Genomic DNA, 18,885 nt, shown 5'->3' with positions numbered 1-18,885 from the left:
TTCTGAGCAACAAATTCTCCCGACAAGCTCCTGCTGTAAAGCGGGAAATTTTTGATCAGAAAAAACGGCTGTTGCTGACCCATGTGTCACTCTTCTGCTGGTGTAAATTTCGGGGATAAGGTCATCACGAGTAAGGAATAGTCAAGACAATTCGATAAACCAGTAATTATTAATTTGTCAATCAAGCACTAATGAATATTTTGTTGTGACACAAGGGTGACCGTATTGTGCTGGTAATCAATGACCTATGCTTTCAAAGAGTCCTCCTGTTAGTTAAGTCGCATCTTGCTTATACTCTCTAGGTCTATTCGATTGATTATCATAGTGTTATAATGCTACATAGAGGAAAATGATATCTTAGCAACTCTGTCTTTGTGATGTGCATCACTCATATCTAACTTGCTATTAATTAGAAACATATAAATGAATATTGTCCAGACACACTGTGATGTGTTGAAGTCTTTCCACATCGATTTTTGGATGTCCTTTGCTCAGTAGGATTCATTAACAATGCGAAATGCCTTGTTCTGTACGCTTTATCTCTTAGCTATAAAGACTACCAATCTCCTTGAGTACTATGAGTCTGTCCTGACGCAGTTTATGAACAAGTACTGGTACGAGAATGAAACCGAAGAAATAGAAAACTCCAAATCTGCTTTAGAACAGTAATGTAAAGCTGGATAATGAAATACACGCTGTTCTTCATTTGCAACACTCTATTTATCAAACAATTAGGTGCAGGAAAGATTAGGAAGTGAGATAGCACAGCATGTGAGGCAAGATGAGTTTGCTATGTTCCCTGATCTGCATTAAAAAATGAAAAGGCCGTACCTTGAGAGGGCACGGCTTTTCGAATTATTGGTTATTTTATGATAGGTTCATCATTGATAGGTTTAGTAGGGCCATTGATGTTAATGGGATCCAGCCAGATATCATTACCGTAATTGTATTCTGATCCTGTTTTACGACTGGATTTACCACCGGCATATGCAGTAACATCGAAACCATTATGCCCGTTGCTGGGAGCAGTTATGTAGTAGATATATCCGTTCCCACCAGAGTTGGGCACGCCGCGTGTCATTTCTACGTGATTCCAATCTGTCCATGGTCCGCCGGGGACACCTGTCCATCCAGAAATATAAACGGGTGTACTTGTTGTTGCTCCGATGACGTTGATACTAAATGTGATGCCCATCAACGATACGCTGAGGAGCATCAGGGTTGCTGCAATAAGAATTAATTTTTTCATGGAGTTCTCCATAATCACCTTGTATGCATCTTTGTATAATGCATAGATTAATCCACCACTGAAGGCTTGTCCATAACGGATCGCCTTCGTTATATCAGATCTGATTACAAGCTTTGAGATATTTACGCAAGACCATATAAAAGTCTATGTTATCACGAGTAAGGAATAGTCAAGATAATTCGAGAAACCAATAATTATTAATTTGTCAATCAAACACTAATGAATATTTTTTTGTGACACAAGTGTAGCTGTATTATGCTGGTAATCAATGATCTATGCTTTCACAGAGTCCCCCTGTCAGTTAAGTAGCATCTTGCTTATACTCTCTAGGTCTATTCGATTGATTATCATAGTGCTATAATGCTACATAGGGGAAAATGATATCTTAGCAACTCTGTCTTTGTGATGTGCATCACTCATATCTAACTTGCTATTAATTGTAAACATAAAAATGCACATTGTCCAGAATAAATGTAATGTGTTGATATCTTTCCACATCGTTTTGTGATTTTATTCAACTTAGTATTATCTGCATGGGTAGTTCTATCTTTTTGCTTGACATCTATAGAGAGTCCAAGAATTGTGAAAATATAGGTTTTTTGTAGTTTATCTAGCTCAGAACCGTCAATTTTGCTTTTTAGAAAAGAGGTACTGGATGTCTTTATTTGACTTTTTCGGCATGATGACCAATGACATAGCGATAGATTTGGGTACCGCCAACACCTTGGTATATAAGAAGAATAGTGGAGTGGTGATCGACGAACCCTCTGTGGTGGCTGTATCTACGGACAGCAGAAAGATCATCGCCATCGGCCAGCAAGCTAAAGTGATGCTGGGCAAAAATCCAGATGAAGTAAGGGTGATCAAGCCCCTCAAGGATGGCGTTATTGCCGATTTCCAGGTCACCGAATTGATGTTGCGCAATCTGATCATGCGGGCGCAAAAAAAGCGTCTATTGGTGCGCCCTAGGGTGATCGTCTGCGTTCCATCCGGTATTACTGAAGTGGAAAAACGTGCGGTTCGGGACAGTGTCTTGCATGCCGGGGCCAGGGAAGTGTTTCTGATCTCAGAGCCGGTAGCTGCGGCTATCGGGGCGGATATGCCCATAGACGAAGCCTGTGGTAATATGGTGATGGACATCGGCGGCGGTACTTCCGAGATCGCGGTTATCTCGCTTTCACACATTGTGGTACACAATAGTATCCGCATGGGAGGAGATAAGATCGATACAGACATCATCAGCTATCTGCGCAAAAAGAACAATCTGCACGTTGGCATTCAGACTGCCGAGAAGATCAAAACCACCATCGGCAGCGCCTATCCCCTGAAGGAAGAGCTATGCATGGATGTGCGCGGTCGGGACATTGTATCAGGATATCCGGTTACCATCAAGATATCTTCTGAAGAGATCCGCGAAGCCATCTCGGAAACAGTTACTACTATGATAGACGCCATCAAGCGCTTGTTTGAGCGCACTGCGCCGGAGCTTTCCGCAGATATTGCCGAGCGCGGTATCTTCCTGACAGGTGGAGGTGCTTTGCTGAAAGGTCTGGATGAAAAGATACGCAAGACCGTGGATTTGCCTGTACATGTGGTGCCCGATCCGCTGGAATGTGTGGTGAAAGGTGCAGGAACGGTTTTGGACGATGTGGAACGCTATCGCCAGGTACTAATCAAGAAAATTGAAGATTAAAGGGATTTCAGCGCAGTCCTGCCCTTATTGCAGCGCTGAAATCTGTATACAGCCCCGGGGATTAATCACGGATGAGGATTAAAAGATACATAATGCCGGCGATTCTTGTCATAATATCGATCGTTATGCTGATCGGAGACAATGATCTGCGCGCTGCTAAAGCGTCTTTTTTTGGCAAGACTATCTTCTTCCCTTTTGTATCTTCCTTGAAGACCATCGAGAGTAATCGCAAGCTGAGTGAAGACAACTTTATCCTACGCAGCAGATTGACCGAGAGCACTCTGCAAAACCTTTCGCTACAAAACCAGTTGAGGGAATATACCGGTGTGGCGACCATCAGTTTCAATACTGAAGATACAGAATTCGAATTGGCAGAGGTAATTGGCTATTCCGGTCAATTCCAGGAGCGCAACCTGATCGTGAATAAGGGCAAAGCATACAACATCGTCCCGGGATCTGCAGTGATCTCCGGAAATGGCATTGTGGGCAAAATCATCTCGGTTACCGATACTTATAGCATCATTCTGCCCTTCTCCAATCCCCGTTTTCAGGTTCCGGTAATGGTCTCACGTACCGGAGTGCAAGGCATTTTACAGTCTGATGTGGCAGGCATCATCTCCATGAACATGGTGAAACTGGGCTCGGAGATTGCTACCGGAGATACCATTGTAAGCTCCAATCTATCCAGATTGTTTCCCAAGGGATACCCAGTGGGAACGATCAGCCGCATCAAGGAATCAACGGACAATCTGTTCCTCAGTGCGGAAATCAGTCCCTTCACCCTGGTTGAAAACCTGGAACACGTGTTTATACTAAAACAAAGGAAAAACTATGGCAGCTAAACAAGCAGAAATTGTGGTATATGGAAACACCTTTGTGCGAATCCCACTTAAAACCCGTATCCTGAGCGCCGAAGACGATATGCTGGACATCATCCGTGAGTATGCTATACCCTATATGCAAGCAGGAGACATCCTTACCATCAGCGAGAGTCCCATGGCGATCACTCAGGGACGCGCCATCCCCGTTAGCAAACTCAAGATAGGCTTACTGGCCCGTGTATTGTGTCGTTTTGTGGCAAAAGTACCCTACGGCATCGGATTGCGCTCGCCATCCAGCATGCAATGCGCCATCGACGAAACCGGAAGCATTCGCATTCTGTTTGCGGCAGCAGTGGGAGCGATAGGCAAGCTGTTGGGACGCAAGGGCGATTTCTACCGCGTGGCAGGGATGCAGGCAGCTTTGGTTGATGCTGCCACCACCTCACCGATTCCACCCTACAATGAAACCGTGATCAAGGGCCCCAAAGATCCTCAGAAGGTAGCTGAAGAGCTGGCAGAGGCAATCGGTTATCCCGTGGCGATCATGGATATCAACGATATCGGCGGAAGCTGGATGATCGGAGGGGGCGGCGGAGTATCCAAACACTTCATCGAGACTGCTATGAAAGACAATCCCCAAGGCCAGGGCGATGAACTTACTCCGCTCTGTATCGTAAGGCGCAAGGACTGAGCAGGTGATCTTAAAAGGGATCTACGTATTTCTGGGTGGACTTTTCCTACTGTATGTGCAGGTTCTGTTTATGCCGGCACTTGCGATAGCCAACGTAGTTCCCCTTATCCTATTGCCCTGGCTTATCTACACTGTGTGGAAGCAGGCCTGGGAGCTCTCTCTGCCCGTCGTGTTCATAATTGGCCTGATGTATGACACCCTCAATCCTTCTCTTTTTGGCTTGCATGCCCTGTTCTTTGTACTTCTGGCAGTGCTTATCGATGTGCTGCGGATACCTTTCGAACAGGATAGCACCGTAGCCAAACTGATCGCAATTGCCTCCACCAATCTCATCTTCAGTCTGCTTTATCTGCTGGCACAGGGCTTGTCCTGGGGATTCGACGCCAAAGTGTATCGTCTTGCTGCGCTTGGTTTCTTATACAATCTTATCTTCAGCTTGCTCTTTTTTTCCATGATGCAGTTCATCAGCAAGTTGCGCATAGTTGTAGCACATGACTAAAGCCATTAAGGTCTATGTGATAATACTTGCAGCGTTGTTCCTGCTATTGGCGGGCTCTCTATTCCGATTGCAGGTAATCAAGGGAGAGCATTACAAGCGGGTGGCAGAAAGCAATTTTGTAAGGATCCGCCGTATTACCGCGACCAGGGGTGAGATATACGACCAAAAATACCGCCCCATAGTGCAAAACGTTCCATCTCACAACCTCTACCTCACCAGCGGTAAAATCCGCAACCTCTCTTCCCTGGCTCAGTTCCTCCATCGGCACTTTGAAATCTCCGAAGAAGAACTGAGAGACATGGTTAGCAAACAGAGGTTCAAGACCTACGAAGAGATACTCTTGGCAGACAACATCCCATACAAAACTGTACTGAGTCTCAGCGAGTATCTCAATTACTATCCTGAGCTGGTGTTTCGCATAGGCTCAACCCGCAATTATCTATATCCCAATCATTTTACGGGCTATGTAGGGCGTATAAATGAAGATGAGTATGAACTTTATAAAGAAGAAGATTACTCCATCAACAGCTACATCGGCAAAACCGGCTTGGAACGTTATTACGAAGTACTACTCAGGGGAAGAGACGGCAAGGAAGTAGTACAGGTGGATGCTCAGGGACGCTCTTTGGGGCTGTTTGACGAAGCGGGATTCATCGAGCCCCTCAACGGGCTATCCTTAGTTCTGACCATAGATAACGATCTGCAGGACTTTGCCTATCGGGCTTTCCCGGATCACATCAAGGGCGCTGTGGTAGTGAGTGACGTGAGAACTGGGGGCATCCTGGCTTATGTAAGCAAGCCGGGATATGACCCCAATGCCTTTATGCAGAGAATCAGTCCTGAAGTATGGGCAGATCTGAACGATGCGAGCAAGCCGATGCTTGACAGGGTGATTCATGCCACATACCCTCCCGGATCGGTATTTAAGCCGATAACAGGGGGCTTTGGACTTAGCAAAAAGGTAGTTTCCAGAGATACCCGTCTCAGCTACTGCGATGGCGGATTTCAAGTGGGTAATCGCTACTTCCGCTGCTGGCAGCACGGCGGTCATGGCAGAACCAACATTGTGGAAGCCCTGATGCATTCCTGTGATGTGTATTTTTACGACCTTTCACTGCGCTTGCCGCTGGACGAATTCAAGGACTTCGCTCTGGCAAGTCATATTGGCCGTCAGACCGGGATTGATCTGCCCAATGAGCGTAATGGCTTTTTCCCTGATACAGCCTGGTACAAACAGCGATTTGGCCCCAAAATAGGTATTCAGGGACATAAAGTGAATCTCTCCATCGGACAGGGCGAGATTCTATGCTCTCCCATCCAGCTAAATGCCTTTTATGCGGCTATTGCGAACAACGGTACCTGGATTCAGCCACATTTGCTCAAACAAACTGTTGGCAGAGGCCGGCTCACCATCAATCAAGTGAATCCCGTCCACAAAAGTTCCCTTCCGAACAACACTGAGAGCCTCCGTGCCATTCAAGATGGTCTATGGGCAGTGTGTAACGCTCCGAATGGTACTGCTCGCAGTGTTCAGGTTCCCGGAGCCACTTCATATGGGAAGACCGGTTCGGCTGAGAACTCTATGGGCAAGACCACCCATGCCTGGTTTTGCGGCTATATCGTAACCGATAAACCGGAGATTGCAGTAACAGTCTTCATGGAAAACGCCGGGGGTGGCGGAGCGATGGCAGCCCCGGTAGCTCGCAGTATCTTCGATTTCTATATGGGCAACATCGAGAATATCACGCGTCCTGCCAAGATCCCTGCCCAATTCCGCAGTGCAGAGGAACAGGAAGCGGAGATTGAGGGGGATGTATCAGCAGACGAAGCAGAGGAGACAGAAACCATCCAGTCCCCAGAAGGGCAGGATACCGTATCGGAGCAGGTACAGCCATGATCAACCGCCAAAAATTCGACTTCGTTCTGCTAGCTCTTCTGTTTATCCTGATTGCATTGGGCTGCGTTGCCATCTTCAGCGCATCTACCACCGTGATCTCCAACCAGGTAAGCACACAGGCATTTTGGTGGAGGCAGATCATCTTTGCCATCCTTGCTTTGGGAATGATTGCCTTTTTATTGAAGCTCCCAATGCCCATATTCGACATCCTGATTCTGCCCGCTTTTATACTCAATATCCTGGCTTTAATTTTAGTGCTTTTCACTCCTGCGATAAATGGCTCGCATCGCTGGTTCAGTATGGGAGGAATCAATATTCAGCCTTCTGAGAGTGCCAAACTGCTTACCATACTGATGGTAGCGCGCTACATTTCCAAAGAGAATGTGAACGAATATCGCCAGATGTTGTATGGCTTTGGCATCATGCTGGCTCCGGTGATCCTGATTATGCTGGAGCCGGATTTCGGCACTACGCTCGTGTTTTGGGCAAGCTTGATAGCAATGCTGATAGCAGCCGAGGTTCCACTTTTCTACATATTGCTCATCATATCGCCGGTGGTTTCCGTGGTGGCATCCATCCATTGGCTATTTATCCTGCTGTGGATTGTGCTCTTGGTTCTGTTATTGATGTGGTCGCGCCTTTCCTGGGTAGCAATCACTGTGGCGGGTATCGCGAATGTATTTATTGCATTGATTATGCCAGTATTTTGGATGGGATTGAAAGACTACCAGCAAAACCGCATTCTCACCTTTATGGACCCCACCCGCGATCCCTTGGGAGCAGGTTATCAGATAATCCAAAGCAAGATTGCCATAGGTAGCGGAGCATTGACCGGCAAGGGCTGGCTGATGGGAACTCAGAAGAATATGAACTTCTTGCCCGAGCACCATACAGACTTCATTTTCTCGGTGATCGGCGAAGAATTCGGCTTTGTGGGATCGATGTTTCTGCTGTTTATATTTGCTTTCTTTTTTGCCCGCATCATTCACGACATAAATCAGTTGAAGGTAAAGGAAAGAAAGGTTGCCTCAGCTGGCATTCTTGCTTATCTTATGTTGCAGAGTTTTATCAACATCGGTATGAATATCGGTCTGGTCCCGGCTACGGGTATCCCCTTGCCATTCATCAGTTATGGCGGATCGAATCTGATGATCAATACCATTTCGGTGGCGGTGATCTTGAAATATTTAAATGAAAGAGGTTTTATTAAATGAAACTGTGGCTATGGCTCATATTGCTAGCCCTCACTCTTAGTTCTTGTTTTGTGAGTTCATCGCTGCTTTTTACCGAAGCAGATATCGGGGAAAGCAAGAATCTGGTGGCAAATCCGGGATTCGCCCTATATTCCCTCTCTCCCAATGAAGCTTTGAAAGGTTGGAGCATCATAGTGGAGCCAGCCAGTGCGGATTTCGATAAGATTCGCATAGATGCCACCGATGCGCTTGAAGGCGAAAGCTCACTGCATATATCGGCTTCAGACAAGGATATCATGCTGATCTCAGAACCCTTCAAAGTACGCCGCTATGGGGGATATTACTCTCGCATCAAGCTGAAAACCGACAGCCCCAATCCTCCTCAGATCACCATGCAGATGATCACGTTCAAAGAAAACGGCAAGATAACCAATCGCTTCAAAGCAAAACAAACACCGGCTGATGTATGGAACAGCCTTTCTGTTAGCGCAGGTTTCCTGCGTCCGGGTGTCAATTTTGGCCGTATATCCATCCTGATCCCCCCCTTCAGCGAAGGATCGGTGTGGATAGACGATGCCGGTTGCTGGGAAGTACATAGCTTCAAAATAGACTAATAATAGCACCTACGTGCGAATAAAAAAAGGAGAACACATGAGAAGCAAACTATTCTTACTCGTATCGTTCAGCTTGGCCATGATCTTCGCCTTCAGCGCTTGTATCGGAGATGACGACAATGGCGGTGTATCTGGATTGCCGGATGACAATGACGAAGAGTATGACTGGGAAATCATGATCAGTGATGCACTATACTTGCCAGAGAAAAGTGATGAATTTTCGATTACAGCCATACGGTGGGGAGAATATGATGAACAACCATCTGGCAATGATTACAAGATCAAGATTGACGGCGTAATACATGATATGTTCGGCGGGTATGGTTTGTACCAAACCTATGTACCGTTAAGCCATGGTACCGAGTATGACATAGAATTCCTACAGGGAGAAGAAGTTATCTGCTCCAGTACCATCAAAACCCCGTATAAAGCAAATATCGAATTTCCAGATCCTTATATACCCACTCAAGCCACTACACTGAACTGGACCATGGAAGGTAACAACAACTCCCAATATTTTCAAGCTTATTCAGAAATCTATGAATATGCCAAGGGAGATGAAGAAGAGGATGAAGGCTATTTTCTCTTGCTTTCTCCCAGCGACAGAAGCCTGACGATCCCCGCCAATGCCGTGGAAGAAGTGGGACCTCAAGGGTATTATTCGCTTTCACTGATGCAGTTGAATTTCTACACAGAGAGTCACTGCGAGATCAGCTGCATGTCTGTGGCCAGCAATCAGGACGGTTATAAGGAAAAAGATATGTCGGCTTCCGATTATATACAAATAGCCAGAGAGTTGCGGTCTCAAAGATAAACAATTTACCAGTACAAAAATCAAAGCCGGTGTTCGCATCGGCTTTTCTTCTGCTTTAGTATTGTTTGCGCTGTGCCGATCCAGATATCATGCTATTATTAAGCAGTCGTCACTCGATGATAACGGGACAATATCTGCTTCAGTACTACACGAAATCCAGAGGGACAAATGCTTGTTGACCATGTATATCAGGGATTCTGCCCACTTTTCGGAGATCAAAGTGCTTGCCAAAAATGCAAGCTGCTTTATTCTATCATTAGGACTGACTAATAAGCAGAATGTGGAGTCCCAAGAGTAGCAAATTTCCGCGATGCGGGTGCGTCTTTTGGGGCTCTTTTCTAATATTAGGTGGGAGAAATAATGCATAAAAGAATAGATTTGAACAGCGAGCAGGATACCATTGATCTTGCTCACTTCATCGTGCCCTTATTGGGCCCCGGCTCTATTGTGACCCTCTCCGGAGAGTTGGGCAGCGGAAAGACCTTCTTTGTGAAAGCACTGGGGGCATTTCTGGGAGTACCGGACGAGATCGACAGCCCCTCTTTTGTGATCTTCAAGGTATATCATTTTGGTCGTTACCCTCTATACCATCTGGATCTATACAGATTGAGACGCGAGGAAGAATTGCTGGATTTGGGATTGTTGGACATGATTGAAGACGGTATTACGCTGATTGAGTGGCCGGAAGTTGCCGAAAACTTCCTGCCGTATCAGAATCTTCGGCTACACTTCGGCTTTGAGGGGAAACAGCGCTTTGTGGAGATCAGACCGGACGAAAAGCTGCAGGAGTTCTTCTCCTAATACTCTGTTTTCGACAAGTGGAAACACATTATTATTGGTCTATGAGACAGTGTTATGAGCAGCAGAAATAGGGGCTCTGCCGGCGGGATGTCTCTGCCCCTACATCTTGCGTTTGGGGTAGGGTATGATTCCTGCCCGATATGGCTGCTCTCCTTCTGCTAAACTGCGGCTGAGGCTATCAAAGAGTTTGCTGCGGGTTTGGCGGCTTCGCGCTGGAATCTCCACCATGAATAAAGCGCTCGCCAGCTCGATTTCATCCTTATCCCAGACCTTGGCTAAAAGATATAGCTCAAGAGGCTTATCTGTCTTGTTTTCTATGGTATAGCCAATCTCAATAAACTGTGTACCCCAGTCATCGAAACTGATCTCGGAGATCTCTACTTTATCAGTCATGGTTTGATTACTGCGCTGATGTAGCAGAAAACTCAGCACAATGACGATCACCACCACCAATAGTATGCTTCCCTTCAAGTTATAGCGTCTCGGCCACTCCATGCGGTCATATGATCTCATTGTACATCCTTGTTAATAAATGAATTGCCACGCTGCGAAAAGCTTGTGTTCCCACTTGTCCCGGTGCAGGCTGTCATGACCGATCAAGAGACGATTATGAGCCAAAATGGGGATTGTGAGACTGCTGCAGAGTTGGTATTCATTGCTTTGATCTCCCATAAACCAGGTGGCTTGGGCATCGTCAATCTGCCCGGTAAAGATATCGTGGTAGTTATCTTGCCAGGAGGCTCCGTCAGAGCCTCGTTTACGCCAGGAAAGACGGCTGTCCAGCAAGCAGTATGGAAGTAGTCCCAGATTTGCCTCCAGACTAACATCAACCAGATTGGAGCCTTGAGGATAGCCCAAAGGACGTCCGTCGTGGGAATACATAGTGTGATTCATATAATGGGCATAAGTGTAGGGGCGGACGGCACTGGCTTCCAGGCTGATTCTGCCGGTGGGGATGGCTTGGCTGATGCCTGTCTGCAGAGCGTATTTATTGCCCCACCAGTTTGTGAAAAACTTGCTATAGCTGAATTCATCCAGAGCAAATTGGGCATAGATCAGGGTACCGTCCACGGGTGCGTAATTCCCTCCGCAGTAGATCATTACGTTGTCCCGATCGTGCTGATTGTGTTCTGTGGCGCGCCAAAAGCTGTTGGGCAGAATATAGTTCAAATCTATAGCGCGGTTACCGTAAACAACGCTTTCTCCCACAAAGAGTTCCAGCGAGTGAAGGGGGAAATAGCTCAATTGATGGAGTGCGACATATTTGTCGGGATAGTTTAGTGCGTTTACGGAACTGTTCGAAGCGGAGGCATAAACGCTGTCTGCAACCAAACTACCATGCATCATGCTCAAGCGAAAGTCGCCCAGATGCGCTTCAGCCAAGAGATAGGCATAGTCGTTCACTTTGTCGTTCAAGATGATGCTGCCGCTGATGCTGTTGCCGATCTGAAATCTGCCTCTGCCGAGGGCAAGGTTTAGTTTGTCCGTACGGTAAGCCAGCTCACCGCTGATGTTATCTAGCTGGATATGCGAGGTGAAGCGTTTGTAATAGCCGTCGATCAGTTCATCGGTCTCAGCTAAGTTCAGATCGCCGTGATAGGCGCCATTGTACCAATCCGTACGTAGAAATACGTTTTGTCCGGCTTCTGCGGTCAGTCTCCAGCCTTTATACCAGAAATCGTAGTCGCCATTCTCGGGGAAGTCCGCTTCGTATCCTGCATAGACATTCAGGTCGGCTTTCAATAGTGGGTGTCTGTAACTAAACAAGTCGTGGTCCCGGGAGTGTGAACTAAAGACCTCGTACAAGGCATCTTGGACACCGTGTAGAGATCTAAACGGATGGGAAAGGCCATCGTTTTCAGGCTGCAATTCTTCGCTAAAGTAGCTTGGATTTTCGGTTAGGAAGCCCGCCCGGTAAGAGCTGTGAAGCTGCGGTATGAAGGCAGATCTGAAGGTAGATCTGCCCCATAACTGCGAGCTTCCTGCCAACAAACATAATGCTATCAGCAAGATACTGGTCTTATTTTTTTTGGTTTTCATCTTCCTCAAAACCACCCACATAGTGTAATCTGTGAATAGCCAGTTCCACTTCTCTGATGTTGATTTTCAATTCGCGGGCAATCTCCTTATTGGTCCAACCATCGGCCAACAAGCGATTTACCATCTTGAGCAATGTGTTTGTGTCCATGGTGTTTTGGCTCTCTTCAATCCCAGAAAGGAAATCTTTGGACTTTCTCCGCTTGCGTTCCAGAATGATGATAATCACGATGATTACCAGTAAAATCGCCGCACATACGAAGTAGAGCCAATAATTGGCCAGGGAATTGGCGAAATGGTTGTCTGCTGCTTCATCTTCCAGTAATTCGGGAGGGATGGTATAGACAATTTCGCCATCATGTTCTTCGATCTTGGGTTTCAAGCCACCGGGAGAATCCAGAAGATCGTCCACAGACTTTACATGGATATCAGCTTCAGGCTCATCAGGAGCTTCGGTTATAGGCATTGAGGGGGCTTCTTCTTCAACCGGAACAGCTTCATCACGCAAAGGTGTAGAGAAGCCTGCATCCAGCAATTTCTGTGCCTTTTCGTAATACGAACTGCTGGAAGGGATTTTGTACAGTTTATCTGCAGCACGACTGCTTCCGCGTTTGATCAGCAGTTCTCCCCAGTAATACCACACATCATAATGATTGGGGTAATCCACTGCCAGTGAGCTGAAAGCCTTGTCCGCTGCTACCAGCCTGCCTTTCTCGGTGTTGAATCTGGCAAGTGCCAATCGAGAGGCTTTACTATTGTCAGCTTTGTAGAAATCCACGACCAGGGAGTTTGTGTCGCTCAACCTCATTTTGAAGAAGTTGAGGTCTTCAGTGGTCTTTACCACAATTCCACCTGGAGAGCCGTATATGGCATCCAAAAACGTGCCACTCAGGTTATACTCTGGGATGTTTCCATCAAAATTTGGAATGCCAATGTAGTATCCGTCTGAGCTCTTTTCTACGCTAAAATCCGTGTCTTGATCCATGCCCAGAACAAATCTGACCACAGAACCATAATAGTCTTTTGCCCGTATGCTGTGAATAGAGGTGGCAAAAAGTACCGAGTTATAAATGACTAACAGCATTATTAACAAACGTTTCATTTAGACCTCCTACAGGTGTTTTATATTAGAAATCAGGTAGATTTCACATCAGTGTTGATGATCTGAACAGTATCAAGGGCGATCTGCAATTCCTCATTCGTGGGAATCACCAGAATGCTGATGGGGGAGTAGTCCTGGGATATAATCCCCGCTTCCCGGCCTACTTTACGGTTCTTCTCGCGGTTTATATGGATTCCGATGTTTTCCAGGCGAGTGCAGATCCTCTCACGCATCTTAACTGCGTTTTGGCCGATACCACCAGTGAACACGATGCCGTCCACTTTGATCAGATTTGCCGAATACGCACCAATGAACTTTCGAATCCGGTAGGCGTAGGTTTCCAGGGCTTCCAGAGCATTGGCATTACCCTGTTCGGCAGCATCTTCGATATCACGAAGATCACTGGAAATGCCGGATAATCCCAATAAACCGCTCTTCTTGTTCAGGATAGAGTTCAACTCATGAAAGTCGAAACCGCGCTCTTCCAGATAAAAGATGATTGAGGGATCCAAATCTCCGCTACGGGTGCCCATAAGTAGCCCTTCCAAGGGAGTGAAACCCATGGAGGTATCGATTGATTTACCGGCTTGAATGGCAGTGATGGATGCGCCATTACCTAGATGGCAAGTGATGAGATTAGTGTTTTCGGGGCTGCGTTTCAGCATCTGGAGTGCGATTCCGGCCACATAGCGATGGCTGGTACCATGGAATCCGTAACGGCGTATCCTGTACTTATCATAAAACTCACGGGGAATGCCATACAGATAAGCATGAGGGGGCAGGCTCTGATGGAAAGCTGTGTCAAAAACCGCTACTTGGGGGATGCTGGGAAAGAAGTTCGTAGCTTCTTTGATGCCGGTGAGATTGGCGGGATTGTGCAGAGGGGCCAACTCGCAGGTCTTTTCGATGGCCTGGATCACAGCATCGTCTATCAGTACAGATTCCGCGTACTCTTCTCCACCGTGCACTACTCGGTGTCCGATGCCTTCTATCTCAGAGATGGAGCTCAGTATGCCTGCTTGAGGGTCCAGGAGAGCTTGCATCATTAGTTCGAAAGCTATTCTGTGATTGGGGATTTCAGTGCTTTTGTCGTAAACCTTAGAGCAGGTTTTTTGATTGATTCTACCGTCCGAAAGGCCTATGCGCTCTATCAGGCCTTTGCCCATGCTGATTTGTTCCGGCATTGCGTAAACTTCATACTTCAAGGAGCTGCTACCGCAATTTACCACGAGGATCTTCATTGAAAAACTTCCTTATGTGATTTGGACATATATATTATTTCTAGCGTTGCAAGGTTTTCATAGAATCATATACAAGTCAAGGGCATTGTTTTTTGGATTGCAAAATATGGCAAGCGATTTTTGGGGAAAAAAATGGGTAACCGTAGTTACCCATTTTTTAAGGACTGTTCTAGTTAGTTAGTTAGTTAGTGCTATGTTTACTGAGCTGGTGTTTCAGCAGGTACTTCGCCTTCAACGGCTTCCATTACAGTGTCAACAACGGCTTCTTCTACCGGAGCAACTTCTTCTACGGGAGCTTCTTCTGCAGGTTTCGGCTTGCAAGCACTCATGGCGAGCATGCTGAGCAGCATCATAGCGAGTAATGCGATCAAAATAACTTTTTTCATTGATTCCTCCATAAGCATAATCCCTTTCGGGTTCACTTAGGTTTTTTTATTTTTTTTGGTTTTGGGTTTGGCAAATTTATGCCGCAGTGTTTATGGGGATTGGAGCCATAAAGCCTTACCAATCCTTCACACAGTCCTTATACACGACTATATACTTCGTAAGAATGGTGCAAGAGTAATGACACCTGCTTTCTTGGCAAGTATTTTTTTTATAAAGCAATGTCCATGCCTAGATGAATCATCCCCAAACCCATACTACTAAAGCCTTTATCGCGATAACCAAGACCATATTCGATGCTAAGTATTCCCAAGCGGGTACCAAGTTTTATCCCGGCTCCGATTCCAAGCAGATCATATTTTGGGTTCTCTTCTTTATTGTGCATATAACCTTGATCGTAGAATACATAGAGCATAGTTTCTGCTGCCAGCATATATCGAAGTTCCAGATTTGCCCATGCCAACCTGCTGCTTTTGAATTCATCTTCCCGATAGCCTCGCAGTGAAGCGTATCCGCCCATGCCGAACATATCGTAGGGAGCCGGATGCCGCTTTTCATTGTTCTTGCAAGTAGCGCCCAAATATGCCAGCAGCCAACCCTTGATGGGAATATAAGTAGCAATGTGCGCTTGTGTTTTACCGTAGTTGTCGCCATCGCCCATCACATAGTCATAAGAAGCATCCATTTTCATTCCTCTCACGGGGATGCGTTCTCCTCCGGTGCTTTGATAGTGCCAGAATGCTCCCAGGCTGCTATAGACGGACTTCTCGATGCTGGAGTTGCTGTTTCCCGGGAGGATGCTATGTGTGGCTACACTGAGGCCAATTCTATGATACAAGCTGATGTAGTACAAATCCAGATCTGCCTCGCTACTGATCCACAGGCTGTCCTGCGTGGTCCGGGATAATGCCAGATCCGCTGCCAGCGGCAAGGACGGGATTCCAGACTCATGATAGGTAAGGCTCAGTTCGCTCAAATCTGCCGGACTCTTTCTCCAGAAGAGTTTGATACCTCTATCGCTCCCCCACAGATTCAGAAATTCCAGATTCAACATTCCTGAAAGCTGCCTTTTCCCGGAGCTTTCACTGATTCCCAGCAGCCCTTCAAGATAGGTCATACGGCCTTCCTGAATGTCGATAAGAAGGTTCTCTTCATCCAAAGGAATAATCTCGCAATCCCTGATGTATTCTCGTGCTTTGATGTTTTCTGCAGCCTGTTCAAGGATCTGCGGGGTAATTACTTTTTGCCTCAATAGCCCTGATGTCTTTAACAGAGAGGATTCCCGGCTCACTTTATTCCCCTGGAAGCGGAAACCGGAGATGCGTTGCTGAGCACCTTCACTCACTTTGATATAGGCAACAAATGGCTCCCCCATCACCAGGGAATCAAGCTCTACCGTTGCAAACAGATAACCTCGTTGTTGATACACATGCAGGATTTTGTCCATAATCTCTTCCAGTTCATCTAGGCTGTAAAGAGCTTGTTCTGATGTGAACGCAAATTCGTGCAGTTTACTTCCCGAGAAGTATTTCAAGCCGGTATAGCGGATCTGCACGCTGTTGCTGTCCGCCAGGCGCTTGATTCTAAAATGCAACTGTAGGGAACCATCTTCCATAGGCTGCAATTCCGGCAGGGATATCTGCAAGTAATACTGATGGTTGGCTGCGAAGTGATCTTTAAGCCGCTGAATGCCAGGTTGTATGGTCTCCGCCTGGTATTCATCCCCTGCTTTCAACCCCAAAACCTGGCTCAACTCCTCCTCATCGATGGGAAAATCGGCCTCGAATACAATGCTGCCGATCTGGATCGCAAAGAGCCACCCGCACATCAGTATCATTATCAGAGCGAGAGAAGCGGTTTTCATGGCTTATGGCTTAATCCCGGTCTGCCTTCAAAACCGCCAGAAAAGCTTCTTGAGGTACCGTTACATTGCCGATCTCTTTCATCTTCTTTTTCCCCTCTTTCTGCTTTTCCAAAAGCTTGCGTTTACGGCTCACGTCGCCCCCATAGCACTTTGCCAACACATCTTTACGCATGGCGTTGATGGTGCTTCGAGCGATGATCTTTGCGCCGATTGTGGCTTGCAGAGCGATCTTGAACATATGCCGCGGGATCACATCCGCCAGGGTGCTGGTGACGCTTTTGCCCCAGTTATGTGCCTTGTCCTGATGGCAGATAAAGCTCATTGCATCCACTCTTTCGCCGTTGATCAGGATGTCCACTTTTACAACCTGCGAAAACCTGAATTCCTTGAAGGTATAGTCGAGGGAAGCATATCCGCGGCTCACTGTCTTTAGTTTGTCATAAAAGTCAAAGATGATCTCGATGAGAGGCATTTCATAGTGCATCGAGACGCGTTTTTGATCGATGTATTGAAGGTTTTTCTGGATTCCCCGGCGTTCCTGCGCCAGCTTCATGATGTTGCCGATGTAGTCTGTGGGCACGATGATCTCCGTATCCATAAAGGGTTCTTTGATGTAGTCTATTCCTGCAGGATCGGGAAAATCGATGGGATTGTGCACCTCGATCTCGGTGCCGTTTTTCAAACCAATCTTGAAGCGTACGCTAGGTGTGGTGGCGATGATAGGAATATTGTATTCTCGATAGAGGCGTTCTTTTACGATCTCCAGATGCAGCATGCCCAGAAATCCGCAACGAAAACCATAACCCAGAGCGGCTGAACTCTCTTTCTCATAGATGAGGGAAGCATCATTCAGTTTGAGCTTGGCGATGGCCTCCACAAGGTCTTCATAATCCTCACCATTGATAGGGAAGATACCACTGTACACCATTGGTTTGGGTTCCAGAAATCCCGGTAGGGATTCTTCGCATCCGCCCTTGGATAGAGTAATGGTGTCGCCTACTCGGGCGTCCGCCACTTCTTTGATGTTGGCGATGATGTATCCTGCCTCACCGGTATTCAATTCCTGTTGTGCCTGAAACTTGATGCCCAGATATCCGATCTCTTCGATCTCATATTCACGGCTGGTGCTAAAGAGCTTGATCTTGTCGCCTTTCTTCAGGCTACCGTGAAACAGACGCACCAAGACGACCACACCGCGGTACATATCGAAAAAGGAATCAAATATAAGGGCCTGAGGCGGTGCGTCCACTCTCCCTTTGGGAGCGGGAAGCTGTTCTACAACAGCGTCCAACAATGATTCCACACCTTCACCGGTCTTGGCGCTTACTTTGATGATTTCGGATTCCTTGCAGCCTAGGATGTCGATCAGTTCATGTTGCGTGCCTTCCACATCTGCTTTGGGCAGATCGATCTTATTCAATGCAGGTAGTATATCCAGGTTGTTGTCCAAAGCCAGATACAGATTGCTCATAGTTTGGGCTTCAACACCCTGAGATGCGTCCACCAGAAGCACTGCTCCTTCACAGGAAGCCAATGCGCGGGATACTTCATAGGAAAAGTCCACATGTCCGGGGGTGTCGATCAAATTGAGGATGTAATCTTCACCTTTATACTTGTGTATCATCCTGATGGCGTGGGACTTGATGGTGATGCCCTTTTCACGCTCCAGATCCATGCTATCCAAAAGCTGAGCCACTTCTGTCCCCTTGCCGATCACATGAGTAGCTTCCAAAAAACGATCAGCAAGAGTAGATTTACCGTGGTCTATATGCGCGATTATGCAGAAATTGCGGATGTATTTTTGATCCATGCTATGTCCTTTATTCATCTATCATCTATATTTATGTATCAGTTATGATTGTCGTCAGGATTATGCTACGAGAGGATTTGTCAAGTAATGGATTGTTTATGAAAGTCCGAATCGCAGCATTCCGATGCTACGGAGAGGTTTCGTATCGTAGCATGCTGATGGTAGCCGCCTCCGG

General features: G+C 46.7%; 17 protein-coding genes. 9 read left to right on the top strand and 8 right to left on the bottom strand.

Going from position 1 to position 18,885, the window contains the following annotated elements; translation table 11 throughout:
* Positions 1 to 862: 862 nt before the first annotated feature.
* The gene (locus PHF32_07005; protein MDD4560464.1) at positions 863 to 1,249 is read right to left on the bottom strand and encodes a hypothetical protein; all 387 of its coding nucleotides are present in this window, start codon (positions 1,247 to 1,249) and stop codon (positions 863 to 865) included.
* Between the two features lie 655 nt (positions 1,250 to 1,904).
* Between PHF32_07005 and PHF32_07000 the strand changes: the two genes are divergently transcribed.
* From PHF32_07000 to tsaE, 9 genes are all read left to right on the top strand, one after another.
* Positions 1,905 to 2,942: a rod shape-determining protein gene (locus PHF32_07000; GenBank protein MDD4560463.1), complete on the top strand. Its 1,038-nt coding sequence runs from the start codon at positions 1,905 to 1,907 to the stop codon at positions 2,940 to 2,942.
* 92 nt (positions 2,943 to 3,034) lie between these two features.
* Positions 3,035 to 3,784, top strand: coding sequence for a rod shape-determining protein MreC (gene mreC, locus PHF32_06995; GenBank protein ID MDD4560462.1), 750 nt, complete (start codon positions 3,035 to 3,037; stop codon positions 3,782 to 3,784).
* Complete coding sequence (locus PHF32_06990) at positions 3,774 to 4,454, top strand: hypothetical protein (GenBank protein MDD4560461.1); 681 nt, start codon at positions 3,774 to 3,776, stop codon at positions 4,452 to 4,454. The genes mreC and PHF32_06990 overlap by 11 nt, the downstream gene beginning before the upstream one ends.
* A 4-nt stretch (positions 4,455 to 4,458) precedes the next feature.
* Positions 4,459 to 4,953 (top strand): rod shape-determining protein MreD, encoded by a 495-nt coding sequence (gene mreD, locus PHF32_06985; protein MDD4560460.1) that lies wholly within the window; start codon positions 4,459 to 4,461, stop codon positions 4,951 to 4,953.
* Complete coding sequence (gene mrdA / locus PHF32_06980; GenBank protein MDD4560459.1) at positions 4,946 to 6,850, top strand: penicillin-binding protein 2; 1,905 nt, start codon at positions 4,946 to 4,948, stop codon at positions 6,848 to 6,850. Before mreD ends, mrdA begins: the two co-directional genes overlap by 8 nt.
* Positions 6,847 to 8,064: an FtsW/RodA/SpoVE family cell cycle protein gene (locus PHF32_06975; GenBank protein ID MDD4560458.1), complete on the top strand. Its 1,218-nt coding sequence runs from the start codon at positions 6,847 to 6,849 to the stop codon at positions 8,062 to 8,064. Before mrdA ends, PHF32_06975 begins: the two co-directional genes overlap by 4 nt.
* On the top strand, positions 8,061 to 8,657 hold the full coding sequence (locus PHF32_06970; protein ID MDD4560457.1) for a hypothetical protein: 597 nt from the start codon (positions 8,061 to 8,063) through the stop codon (positions 8,655 to 8,657). The genes PHF32_06975 and PHF32_06970 overlap by 4 nt, the downstream gene beginning before the upstream one ends.
* A 37-nt stretch (positions 8,658 to 8,694) precedes the next feature.
* Positions 8,695 to 9,471 carry a hypothetical protein gene (locus PHF32_06965; GenBank protein ID MDD4560456.1) on the top strand — a complete coding sequence of 259 codons (777 nt, stop codon included), beginning with the start codon at positions 8,695 to 8,697 and terminating at the stop codon, positions 9,469 to 9,471.
* A gap of 360 nt (positions 9,472 to 9,831) precedes the next feature.
* Positions 9,832 to 10,272, top strand: a complete 441-nt coding sequence (tsaE, locus tag PHF32_06960; protein MDD4560455.1) for a tRNA (adenosine(37)-N6)-threonylcarbamoyltransferase complex ATPase subunit type 1 TsaE — start codon at positions 9,832 to 9,834, stop codon at positions 10,270 to 10,272.
* A gap of 99 nt (positions 10,273 to 10,371) precedes the next feature.
* Here tsaE and PHF32_06955 read toward each other — a convergent pair whose 3' ends face one another.
* The 7 genes from PHF32_06955 to lepA all read right to left on the bottom strand — a co-directional run bounded on the left by PHF32_06955 (position 10,372) and on the right by lepA (position 18,710).
* Entirely contained in the window at positions 10,372 to 10,785 is a 414-nt protein-coding gene (locus PHF32_06955; protein MDD4560454.1) for a hypothetical protein, read from the bottom strand.
* A gap of 12 nt (positions 10,786 to 10,797) precedes the next feature.
* A complete protein-coding gene (locus PHF32_06950) occupies positions 10,798 to 12,312 on the bottom strand; it encodes a hypothetical protein (GenBank protein MDD4560453.1) in 1,515 nt (504 codons plus the stop codon).
* On the bottom strand, positions 12,293 to 13,411 hold the full coding sequence (locus PHF32_06945; GenBank protein MDD4560452.1) for a hypothetical protein: 1,119 nt from the start codon (positions 13,409 to 13,411) through the stop codon (positions 12,293 to 12,295). The genes PHF32_06950 and PHF32_06945 overlap by 20 nt, the downstream gene beginning before the upstream one ends.
* A 32-nt stretch (positions 13,412 to 13,443) precedes the next feature.
* A complete protein-coding gene (locus PHF32_06940) occupies positions 13,444 to 14,652 on the bottom strand; it encodes an acetate kinase (protein ID MDD4560451.1) in 1,209 nt (402 codons plus the stop codon).
* Between the two features lie 197 nt (positions 14,653 to 14,849).
* Positions 14,850 to 15,038, bottom strand: coding sequence for a hypothetical protein (locus PHF32_06935; GenBank protein MDD4560450.1), 189 nt, complete (start codon positions 15,036 to 15,038; stop codon positions 14,850 to 14,852).
* Between the two features lie 209 nt (positions 15,039 to 15,247).
* On the bottom strand, positions 15,248 to 16,900 hold the full coding sequence (locus tag PHF32_06930; protein MDD4560449.1) for a POTRA domain-containing protein: 1,653 nt from the start codon (positions 16,898 to 16,900) through the stop codon (positions 15,248 to 15,250).
* Positions 16,901 to 16,910: 10 nt separating this feature from the next.
* The gene (gene lepA / locus PHF32_06925) at positions 16,911 to 18,710 is read right to left on the bottom strand and encodes a translation elongation factor 4 (GenBank protein ID MDD4560448.1); all 1,800 of its coding nucleotides are present in this window, start codon (positions 18,708 to 18,710) and stop codon (positions 16,911 to 16,913) included.
* Positions 18,711 to 18,885: the final 175 nt, after the last annotated feature.

The sequence above is a fragment of the Candidatus Cloacimonadota bacterium genome (assembly GCA_028706475.1).
Lineage (GTDB): Bacteria > Cloacimonadota > Cloacimonadia > Cloacimonadales > Cloacimonadaceae > UBA5456.
The sequence above is the reverse complement of the archived record's forward strand: the minus strand, read 5'-3'. Positions and strand labels throughout refer to the sequence as shown.